This is a genomic window from Herminiimonas sp. GW821-FHT09C12 (assembly GCF_059416385.1).
In genome coordinates, this window is sequence record NZ_JBWKPC010000002.1 from 62,275 (window position 1) to 73,968 (window position 11,694).

Sequence of the window (11,694 nt, forward strand, 5' to 3'; positions counted from 1 at the left end):
TCGCTGGAATTCGATTTTAGTCTGATGGCGCCACTCTGGTAAAATATGCGGCTTCGCAGCAAAGAGTTTTTTTGTTTGCATGTATGCAGCATTTGATTCTATTCCATTCGACTCGCCATCTACACAAATCACATGACTTCCACGCTCCCGACTACCAAAATGGCCAACGCAATCCGTGCGCTGGCAATGGATGCAGTACAAAAGGCCAATTCCGGTCACCCCGGCATGCCGATGGGGATGGCAGATATTGCCGTCGCTTTGTGGACAAATCACTATTCGCACAATCCAGCCAATCCAAAATGGGTCAACCGTGATCGCTTTGTATTGTCGAACGGACATGGTTCGATGTTGCACTATGCATTGCTGCATCTGACAGGTTACGACTTGTCGATGGATGAGCTGCGCAATTTCCGTCAAATGCATTCCAAGACACCAGGTCATCCGGAAGTCGACATCACACCAGGTATTGAAACCACGACCGGCCCGCTCGGACAAGGTTTGACCAATGCAGTCGGTATGGCATTGGCTGAAAAATTGCTCGCGGCTGAATTCAATCGCCCGGGTTTTGAAGTCGTCAACCACCACACTTACGTTTTCCTCGGCGACGGTTGCCTGATGGAAGGCATTTCGCATGAAGCATGTTCGCTGGCCGGCACTTTGCGCCTGCCTAAGCTGATCGCTTTGTACGACGATAACGGTATCTCGATCGACGGCCACGTTGAAGGCTGGTTCACCGACGACACACCGAAGCGTTTTGAGTCCTACGGCTGGAATGTTATCCGTGCAGTTGATGGCCACGACGTCAGTGCAGTCGATGCAGCAATCAAGCAAGCCAAATCGTCCGACAAACCAACCCTGATCTGCTGCCGTACCGTCATCGGTAAAGGTTCGCCGAATATGGAAGGCACACACAATGTGCACGGCGCGGCTTTGGGCGACAAGGAAATTGCCGCCACCCGCGAAGCGATGGGCTGGACTTATCCTCCATTCGAAATGCCGGCTGATGTCTACGCGGCATGGGATGCCAAAGAAAAAGGTCTAGCGCTGGAATCCAACTGGGATGCGCTGCTGAAGTCGTACGGCGAAAAATTCCCTAAAGAAGCAGCTGAATTGGCTCGTCGCATGGCAGGTGAATTGCCGGGTGACTTGAACAAGGCAGTCGAAGCCTACATCGCTACTTGCGTAGAGAAAAAAGAAACCATCGCAACTCGCAAGGCGAGCCAAAACGCGATCCAGGCACTGGCACCAGTATTGCCGGAATTCCTTGGTGGTTCGGCCGATTTGACCGGTTCGAACCTGACCAACTGGAAAGAATGCGTGGCAGTTCGTGCTGATCAAGCCGGTAACCACATCAACTACGGTGTGCGTGAATTCGGCATGAGCGCAATCATGAACGGTATCGCTTTGCACGGTGGTTACATCCCGTTCGGCGCGACCTTCCTGACTTTCTCCGATTACAGCCGCAATGCATTGCGCATGGCTGCATTGATGAAGTTGCGCTCCATCTTTGTATTCACACATGATTCGATCGGTCTGGGCGAAGATGGCCCGACTCATCAATCGATAGAACACGTTTCCAGCTTGCGTCTGATCCCTAATCTGGATAACTGGCGTCCATGCGATACGGTGGAATCTGCCGTGGCGTGGGAGCAAGCGGTCAAGCGCCATGATGGCCCGACCACACTGATTTTCTCGCGTCAGAACTTGCCATTCCAGGAACGTACTGCAGAACAAATCGCCAACATCAAACGCGGTGGCTATGTTTTGCGTGATGCTGAAAACGTCAAAGCAATCCTGATCGCGACCGGTTCCGAAATCGAACTGGCAACCAAAGCAGCCGATGAATTGGCCAAGCACGGTGTCGCAGTACGTATCGTCTCGATGCCATCGACTGATGTCTACGATCGTCAAGATGCAGCTTACAAAGCTAGCGTCCTGACCAAAGACGTGCCACGCGTGGCGATTGAAGCCGGCGTGACCAGCTTCTGGTACAAATATGTAGGCCTTGAAGGTGGCGTCATTGGTATCGATACCTTTGGCGAATCAGCACCAGCTGGCGTGTTGTTCAAGCATTTCGGCTTCACCGTCGAAAACGTTATCGCTGCTGTTAAAAAGACGCTGGCGTGACCGAGATCACTTTCCGCCGTGCGACAGCCAACGATGCCGAGGCGATCGCCGCCTTGCGTGTAGATAGCTGGCGCACGACGTATCGCGGTGTGATGCCGGATGCTTATCTGGACAGCATGCGTGCGGAAGAAAGTGCGGCGATGTGGTCGCAGGTATTGCTGGCCGATTTGCCGACGATCTCGATTTTCGTGGCAGAAGCGGGTACTGAGTTGGTCGGCTTTGCTGCAGGCATGTTGTTGATGCCGGAGAAGTTTGAGTTGAATGCTGAATTGACGGCTATCTATCTCAAGCCGATTGCACAGCGTGGCGGCGTAGGTCGTCGCTTGCTGGCCTTGATTGCAGAGGCATTGCAAAAACAAGGTGCGACAGGTTTGCTGGTGTGGGTCATTGCCGGCAATCAGGTTGCGCGTCAGTTTTATGAGCAACTCGGCGCTGAACTTTTAATCGAACAGCCGTTCACATGGGACGGCCTGGATTTGATGGAAACCGGTTACGGCTGGCGTGATCTGGCTGCATTGCAGCAGGCATGCGCTGAATAATTTTTTATACTTGATGTTGAATTTTTTCTGGAGAAAAAGATGACCATCCGCGTCGCAATTAACGGCTACGGCCGCATCGGCCGCAACATCCTTCGTGCACATTACGAAGGCGGCAAAAAGAATGACATTCAAATCGTTGCCATCAACGATCTGGGCAACGCTCAATCGAATGCGCATTTGACCCGTTACGACACGACACATGGCAAGTTCCCAGGCACCGTTGAAGTTGACGGCGATTACATGATCGTCAATGGCGACAAGATTCGCGTCTTCGCACAACGTGATCCAGCGCAAATCGGCTGGGGTGAGTTGAATGTAGACGTAGTGCTGGAATGCACAGGCTTCTTCACCACCAAGGAAAAAGCATCGGCTCACTTGAAGGGCGGCGCCAAGAAAGTCATCATCTCCGCACCAGGCGGCAAAGATGTGGACGCGACCATCGTGTTCGGCGTCAACCACGGCGTGTTGAAATCGACTGACACCGTGATCTCGAACGCATCGTGCACCACCAACTGTCTGGCACCACTGGTTAAACCATTGAACGACACCATCGGTCTGGTTAACGGCTTGATGACAACAGTGCACGCTTATACCAACGATCAAGTATTGACCGATGTGATGCATGAAGACTTGCGTCGTGCACGTTCGGCTACGCAATCGATGATCCCGACCAAAACCGGCGCTGCTGCCGCAGTTGGCCTGGTCTTGCCGGAACTGAACGGTCGTCTGGATGGTTATTCGATCCGTGTTCCAACGATCAATGTTTCCATCGTTGATCTGTCTTTCATCGCAGCACGTGATACGACCGTTGAAGAAGTCAACGCGATCATGAAGGCCGCGACAGAAGGCGCGTTGAAAGGTATCTTGACCTATCAAACCGAACCACTGGTTTCGGTCGATTTCAACCACAATCCAGCATCGAGCAATTTCGATGCGACCTTGACCAAGGTCTCGGGTCGTTTGGTAAAAGTCTCGTCGTGGTACGACAACGAGTGGGGTTTCTCCAACCGTATGCTGGACACGACAGTTGCATTGATGACTGCCAAGTAATTACTTGTATGCTTCATGAAAAACGCCCCGGATTCGGGGCGTTTTTTTTATGGGCTTTGCAAAGTGACAGGCATCTATTTACGCGAATATGGCATTCCACAAAGCCGTCACCGCAGCAATTTCTTTGGCAACACGTTCCTGGTCTACGCGCGCCCGCTCCGCACCTTGCAAGCGGACCTGATGCTGTAACTTGCGGAAGACACGATAAGCGTCGGCCACTTTTCCTGCCAACGTTGTATCGATCAAGCCCAATTCTCCGCACAGTTTCAACAGCGCAATATTGCCGATATCGCCAGTCAAACCTGCATGTTGTGCCGAGTCGCGCAGCACCAAAAATTGCACCATGAATTCGATATCGATCATGCCGCCATCATCGTGTTTGAGGTCGAACAGGTCGGTGCGATTGGGATGCGCATCATGCAGCTTCTTGCGCATTTCCAGCACGTCTTTTTTCAACTTCACCGGATCGCGTGCTTGTCGTAAAACATTGATGCGAATCGCTTCGAAACGCGCGCCGATGTCACTATCGCCAGCGCAGAAGCGTGCTCTGGTGAGCGCTTGATGTTCCCATGGCCATGCCGAGTTGGTTTGATATTTTTCGAAGGAAGAAACGGTCGATACCAGCAAGCCGCTGGCGCCGTCCGGTCGCAAGGCAATATCCACGTCGAATAAAATTCCTGCCGGCGTGTGCGCAGTCATCCATGTGATGAAGCGCTGCGCCAGTTTGGCGTACAGGGCGGGTGCATCCTGATCGTCATCATCGTAGAGGAAGATGACATCAAGATCAGACGCATAGCCCAGTTCTTTACCGCCGAGCTTGCCATATGCAATGACCGAAAATTTCGGTTCTTCGCGATGCCGGTTAGGCAGCATTTTCCAGATCGCGTGTATGGTCTCTGCAACCAGACGATCAGCCAATTCGGTTAAGTGATCCGCCAGGCGTTCTACGCTCAAGTCACCGACCAGATCCTGTGCCAATAGACGTATCAATTGCGCGTGATGCATTTCGCGCAGGACATCCATCTGCCGTTCGGTATCGCCCGGTGTTTCATCCAGTCGAGCGCGGCAGTCGAGCGCGAATGCATTCCAGTCGGGAGCGGCTTTCAATGTTCTATCGTCGAGTAATTCGTCGAGCAAGATAGGGTGACGCGTTAAATACTGCGCGGCCCAATCGCTGGCGGCAATCATGCGGATGACGCGTTCCAATGCATGCGGATATTCGGTCAATAGCGCCAGATAGGCTGCGCGACGCGCGATTGCTTCAAAGAAATTCAGCAGACGATTCAAGGCAACGGAGCGGGTTTCCGTGACTTTCGCAATGATGGGCAAGGATGCGTTGACCAGTGCGACCAGTTTGTTGCGGCTGGCTTCCGGCAAGGATTGCAAACGTGGTGAGTGCCAGGTTGCCAGCAGACGTTTGGCGCCATCTGCTGCGTGATCGAAGGACAGGCTGGTCAGATAGGTTTCAATTGCTTCTGCATTATCGGAGTCGCTCAATACTGCGCTCAGTTCTGCATCGACGTTTTCATCGTTGGCGTTATCGCTGGTCTTGTCGCTGAAGATTTCATCGAACTGCGTGGCGACCAGTTTGCGTTGTTCTTCCAGTGCCGCCAACAACGATGCGACATCGTTATAACCCATCATCTGTGCAACGATCAGGCGATCTGCCTCATTCGCCGGCAGGGTATGGGTTTGTGCATCGTCGAGGTATTGCAGCCGGTGTTCCAGATTGCGCAGGAAGGTGTAGGCGTGTAGCAATTGCTCGACCACTTCAGGTTTGAATAACTGTTTTTCCGCTAGCGTGTGCAGGGTGCGACGCGTTGAGCGATCGCGCAGGGCCGCGTCACGGCCACCGCGTATCAACTGGAATACCTGCGCCAGGAATTCGATTTCGCGTATGCCGCCGCGTCCCAGCTTGACGTTGTTGCTGCGATCCGGGTGCCGTGCTTCCTGCCGTGTGACTTCGGCGCGGATTTGAGCATGCATATTGCGGATTGCATCAATGGAGCCGTAATCCAGATAACGACGGTAGACAAAGGGGCGGACGATCTTATCCAGCGCTTCAATGTCGGCAGGATTACCCGTCAGCGCGCGCGCCTTGACCCAGGCATAGCGCTCCCACTCGCGACCTTGCACAATCAGGTATTCCTCTACCATATTGAAGCTGGCTGCCAGCGGACCGGATGCGCCGTTGGGGCGCAAAGCCATGTCGACGCGGAAGCTGAAGCCGTCTTCGGTAATTTCCGACAGGGCGGCGATCAGCTTCTTGCCGAGGCGTGTGAAGAATTCATGATTGGATAGTTGGCGCTGTTCTGGCGTAGTGACGACAGTTTCGCCATCTTCCGGGTAGACAAAAATCAGGTCGATATCGGAGGAGACATTCAATTCACCACCGCCCAGTTTGCCCATGCCAAGCACGATCATTTCCTGCGGTGCGCCTGATTCTGCGCCTATAGGCGTGCCGTGAATGGCGATCTGCTCAGCCATGACTGCTGTCAGATGCGTCTGCACGGCGAAGTCGCCAAAGGCGGTCATGGTATCGACTACTTCCGCCAGATCGGCCTGGCCGCTGAGGTCGCGCCGGATCAGGGTGGCTATCACCAAATTACGTAAACGCCGCATCGCTGCCGGCAAGGGAACGCCGCTATCTGTTTCGTTTTGTAAAATCCGAGCGAAAACGTCAGGGTTCAGGGATAATTTGCCGACTTCGGCTACCTTTTGTGCGCGGGTATCATCCGCGTTAATCCATCGGGTATAGAACCGGGATGCAGCAACTTGGGTCAAAGGTATGTTCGTCACGGGCTTGGAGAGAGTATCCTAGGGGTTCTTGATGATTGCGGTGTAAGTCCGCGCTGTTGTCGGCTCTGGTCATTTTATTGCTTGCCGGCTGTTTTATTCTACGCGAAGTCGACTTACCAACTTTTTTGATTGATGCCTACAGATCAACGCCAACCTCACCAGACTCAAGCAGCCGACCGGCTGCGGATGTGCTGGCGTTCGATTAAAGAATCGCTTCGTTACGCTAATGAAGTCAGTTTCCACGCCTTGTGCTGGCTCGGCAAGTTGCTGGTGGTGGCGTATTTCATTTTCTGCGCCTTATTCCTTACCCTGCGTTATGTCGTGTTGCCGCAGATTTCCAACTATCGGGTTGATGTTGAGAATGTGGCGACCAAGGCAATAGGGCGTCCTGTCACTATCGGTGCCATCGCGGCATCATGGCACGGCTTGCGGCCGTATCTGGCGCTCGACAATGTAGCGATCTATGGACCTGACGGGCAGCCTGCATTGCGTTTGCCTAAAGTGTCGGCGACCGTGTCGTGGTGGTCAGTGTTGGTTGCTGATCTGCGCTTGTACAGTCTGGAGATCGATAAGCCGGATATGGATATCGAGCGCGATGCCAACGGTAACTTTTATGTCGCAGGATTACTCCTTGATCTGAAAAAAGAAAGTGATGGCAAGGCGGCCAACTGGATCTTGTCACAAGAAGAAATCAGAATTACTGATGGGCAACTGAGTTGGAAAGATAATCTGCGTCAGGCACCGGAGCTGGTGCTCAGTCACGTAGACGCCGTATTGCATAACGCAGGACGTCGTCATCAATTTGCATTGAAAGCAACGCCGCCAAGTACGATAGCTGCGCCGCTGGATCTGCGCGCTACATTTGATCACCCCTATTTTTCACAAAGAATATCTGACGCAGCGCGTTGGACCGGTACCTTGTATGCTGATCTGCGTGATACCGATCTGGCCGCGTGGAAAACCTATATCGATTTCCCATTCGATTTGCAGCAGGCGAAAGGATCGGTACGTGCCTGGCTGGCATTTGATCATGCGCGGGTTGCTGATCTGACTGCCGATGTGAGCTTGTCGGATGTCGCTGTGCAACTGCGCAAGGATTTGGCACCGCTGGAATTGACGACGGCTAACGGACGTATTTCGGTGAGCGAACCTTTGGATGCAGGTCCGCGTAATAGCGCGCTGGCTTTCGGCACGCAGGGGCATGCAATTTCGCTGGTCGATTTTTCCTTGCAGACACGTGATGGTTTGGTCTTGCCAAAAACCACGCTCAGCGAGCGTTATGTACCTGCCAAAAAAGGCGTCCCAGAACACACGGAAGTACAAGCCAAATTACTTGATTTGCAGACGCTGGCAAACTTTGTCGGTCGCTTGCCTCTACCGGCGGATCAATTACGTTTGCTGAATGACTTTGCGCCGCGCGGCCAATTGAAGAATTTTTCGGCGCAATGGCAGGGCACTTATCCAGAGATTGTGTCTTACAAGCTCAAGGGCGATTTCCTGAAATTGTCCATGAATGCACAGGCGGCGCGTTCTGCTCGTCCTGCAAGTGGAAAACTACCTGCGCAGGCTGCTGTGCCGGCGATTCCTGGATTCGAGAATTTGTCAGGGCGTATCGACGCCAATAATCAAGGTGGTTCTTTTGTGCTGGCATCGGATCAACTCAAGCTGGAGTTGCCGGCGTATTTTGCCGATCCGGATGTTGCGTTTGACACCTTCAATATGGACGCGCAGTGGGCCTTCCAGAAAAATGATCAATTGCTGTTGACCGTTAAAAATCTGAATTTTGCGAAGCAGGGTTTGACTGCATCCTTGTCCGGCACACATTTGATGCCTTTGCATAAGCAGCCGGGCCGTGCCTTGGGCACGATAGACATGACAGGTAGTGTGTCCGGGCTGGAGTTGAATAAGGTCGGCAATTATTTGCCTATGGGCATGAATGCCGACTTCCGCAACTGGCTGGCGCATGCATTGATTGCCGGTACCTTGCGCGATGGCAGTATCAAGCTCAAGGGCGATCTTGCGTACTTCCCCTTCCATACAAGCAAACCTAGCGAGAAGCCGAAAGGTGAGTTTACCTTTGGCGGCAAGATCGATGATGGTGGCTTGAACTATGCTCCTGATTTGTTCGCCAAGGATGGCAAGTCACCGATGTGGCCACTGCTGGAGAAAGTCAAAGGCACGATACAGTTCGATCGCACCCGCATGGAAATCAAGGGTGAAAGCGGCAAGACGAATGGTGTAGACGTATCGAATGTGAAAGCGGTTATTCCCGATTTATTGGCCGACGATCCTATGCTGGAAATTGATGGCAGTGCGGCAGGGACGTTACAGAATTTGGTGAAGTACACGGTGGATAGTCCGGTTGCAACCTGGATTGATCATTTCACCGATGAAACCAAGGCAACGGGGAACGGCACGCTGGGTTTGAAATTGCAGTTGCCCTTGAATCGATTGATCGATGCTAAGGTGCAGGGCGTATTGAAATTCGCCAACAATAATGTGACTTTGCAAAATGCGATCCCGCTGATGTCTGGAGTGACAGGGCAACTGGAATTCAATGAAAAAGGTTTGACGCTGAACGGCATCAAATCCACTTTCCTCGGTGGCCCGTTGACGGTTGGTGGCGGTACGCAAAAAGACGGCAATATTCTGATCAAGGCCGACGGCACCATGACGGCTGCGGGTTTGCGCAAGAATTATCCATCGCCGGCGATGCAGAAGCTGGCCGATAAAATTACCGGCAGTACGCGTTTCGGTGCAACGATAGCCGTCAAGAACAAGCATGCCGATGTGGTGGTGGAATCCAATTTGCGTGGCTTGGGTCTCGATTTCCCTGCACCTTTGAACAAGGCTGCCAAGGATGCAATGCCGCTCAAATTTGAACAGACGGGATTGTCTGTCAATGCAACGACCATGCGCGATGCGATCAAGATATCGCTGGGATCTGCCATCACTGGTAGTTATGTACGGGAGAAAAGTGCGACCGACCCTGCTGCAAACTGGCGCGTCTTGTACGGCGGGATAGGCGTCAATACACCGGCACCGATACCCGATAGCGGTTTGATGGTGAGTGTGAACATGCGTACGCTGAATGTCGATAACTGGATTGCATTGATGTCGTCGCCAACAACAACGACTACACAAAAGAAAGTGGCTGGCGATCCGCTGGATGCACTCAATATGGCGCAATACGTCGAGCCGAATGTGATCGCCGCACGTGCCACCGAGATGTATTTGATGGACAAGAAATTCGATGATGTAGTGGTTGGTGCTTCGCATGACAAGGGTACATGGCAGGCGAACGTCGATGCCGCGCAGATGTCGGGCTATCTGACATGGATAGAGTCTTCTTCAGGACGTGGTTTGGGCAAAGTGACGGCGCGACTTTCTTCGCTGAGCGTCCCTAAAACAGCGAGCACGGATGTCAAGAATTTGCTCGACGACGTGGATACGGCGACGGAGATGCCGGCGTTAGATGTGGTTGCCGAGAATTTCGAATTGATGGGTAAAAAACTCGGTCGTCTTGAATTGCTTGCTCATTATGTGCGTGCAACAGAAGGGCGGGAATGGCGTATCAGAAATCTGGCGCTGACCAATGTTGATGCAACACTGAAGGCGAGTGGCAGCTGGCTGGCGAAGAAGAGCGGCAATACCTCCAGCTTGGACTACTCCTTGAATATTAACAATGCCGGTAGTTTGCTCAATCGTTTCGGCTTTACCGATGTGATACGTGGTGGCAAGGGCAAGATGGATGGTGATATCAGCTGGAAGGGTTTGCCGTTCTCTCTCGATATCCCTAGTCTGTCCGGTAATATCAATCTGAATATGGAGTCCGGGCAATTCCTGAAGGTCGATCCGGGCGCAGCAAAATTGCTGGGTGTATTGAGTTTGCAATCGATACCGCGTCGCTTGACGCTGGATTTCCGCGATGTGTTTTCAGAAGGTTTTGCCTTTGATGGCATTACCGGTAGTGCGCGTATTGCGAACGGTGTCGCAACGACGGATAACTTCAAAATGCGCGGTGTGAGTGCCACGGTGTTGATCGATGGTTCGGCTGATATCGCCAAGGAGTCGCAGAATTTACGCGTAGTCGTGATTCCTGAAATTAATGCAGGAGCTGCATCGGTTGCGTATGCGCTTGCCATCAATCCCGTCATCGGTGCCGGTACTTTCCTGGCGCAACTCTTTTTGCGCGAACCTTTGATGCGCGCATTTACTTTTGAATATGCGATTACCGGGCCATGGAAAGATCCGAATGTCGTCAAGGTTGAACATAAAGCTGAACCAACTCCAACGCAGCCGGGTTCAAGTAGAAAAACAATTCCAGCAGAAGGTTGAGTCATGACAAGTTCTCTCTCCCGCGTCGCAGCTATACAAATGGTATCCACACCATCGGTGCAAGAAAATATTGCGACAGCAAAGCGTTTGATTGCAGATGCGGCACGACAAGGTGCGAATTTGGTGCTGCTGCCTGAGTACTGGGCAGTCATGGGCATGAACGAGAATGACAAGGTTGGTCTGGCAGAGCAGATCGATGTCGGTCCGATTCAATCCTTCATGGCAGACACGGCACGTGAACATCAAATTTGGTTAATCGGCGGAACCTTGCCGATGGCTGCGCCTGTGGCTGAAAAGGTGTTGAACACGATGATGGTGTACAACCCGGCCGGTGAACGTGTGAAGCGCTATGACAAGATTCATTTGTTCAGCTTTAGCCGGGGTGAAGAATCGTATGACGAAGCGCGTACCATCGTGCATGGCAATGACGTTACGACTTTCGATGCGCCGTTCGGCAAAGTAGGATTGTCGGTTTGTTATGACTTGCGCTTTCCCGAGTTATATCGCGCGATGGGCGATTGCACCTTGATCGTGGTGCCGGCAGCATTTACTTATACAACCGGCAAGGCGCACTGGGAAATCCTGCTGCGCGCCCGTGCAATTGAAAACCAGTGCTATGTGCTGGCGGCAGCGCAGGGCGGACGGCATCAAAATGGCCGCACGACCTGGGGCCACAGCATGTTGATCGACCCTTGGGGCGAGGTTAAAACCGTGCTGGCAGAGGGCGAGGGGCTTGTAATTGGGGATATTGAACCCCATTATTTATCAGGTATCCGGGAAAATCTTCCTGCATTGAAACATCGCAAGTTGTAGTGCCAGTAGCAGTACATGCAGGGTATTA

6 protein-coding genes are annotated in these 11,694 nt (G+C 52.7%); 5 read left to right on the plus strand and 1 reads right to left on the minus strand.

What is annotated here, in order from left to right:
• Positions 1 to 132 precede the first annotated feature (132 nt).
• The 3 genes from tkt to gap are packed head-to-tail and all read left to right on the plus strand — an operon-like array spanning position 133 to position 3,716.
• Complete coding sequence (gene tkt / locus AC07N2_RS10260; protein ID WP_494778200.1) at positions 133 to 2,127, plus strand: transketolase; 1,995 nt, start codon at positions 133 to 135, stop codon at positions 2,125 to 2,127.
• Entirely contained in the window at positions 2,124 to 2,666 is a 543-nt protein-coding gene (locus tag AC07N2_RS10265; protein ID WP_494778201.1) for a GNAT family N-acetyltransferase, read from the plus strand. The genes tkt and AC07N2_RS10265 overlap by 4 nt, the downstream gene beginning before the upstream one ends.
• 39 nt (positions 2,667 to 2,705) lie before the next feature.
• Complete coding sequence (gene gap, locus AC07N2_RS10270; RefSeq protein WP_494778202.1) at positions 2,706 to 3,716, plus strand: type I glyceraldehyde-3-phosphate dehydrogenase; 1,011 nt, start codon at positions 2,706 to 2,708, stop codon at positions 3,714 to 3,716.
• A gap of 78 nt (positions 3,717 to 3,794) precedes the next feature.
• Here the strand turns inward: gap and glnE are convergent, their stop codons facing one another.
• Positions 3,795 to 6,515 carry a bifunctional [glutamate--ammonia ligase]-adenylyl-L-tyrosine phosphorylase/[glutamate--ammonia-ligase] adenylyltransferase gene (glnE, locus tag AC07N2_RS10275; RefSeq protein WP_494778203.1) on the minus strand — a complete coding sequence of 907 codons (2,721 nt, stop codon included), beginning with the start codon at positions 6,513 to 6,515 and terminating at the stop codon, positions 3,795 to 3,797.
• 132 nt (positions 6,516 to 6,647) lie between these two features.
• Between glnE and AC07N2_RS10280 the strand changes: the two genes are divergently transcribed.
• Both AC07N2_RS10280 and AC07N2_RS10285 read left to right on the plus strand, forming a co-directional pair.
• A complete protein-coding gene (locus AC07N2_RS10280) occupies positions 6,648 to 10,853 on the plus strand; it encodes a YhdP family protein (RefSeq protein ID WP_494778204.1) in 4,206 nt (1,401 codons plus the stop codon).
• 3 nt (positions 10,854 to 10,856) lie between these two features.
• The gene (locus AC07N2_RS10285) at positions 10,857 to 11,666 is read left to right on the plus strand and encodes a carbon-nitrogen hydrolase family protein (protein ID WP_494778205.1); all 810 of its coding nucleotides are present in this window, start codon (positions 10,857 to 10,859) and stop codon (positions 11,664 to 11,666) included.
• The last annotated feature ends 28 nt before the right edge of the window (positions 11,667 to 11,694 follow it).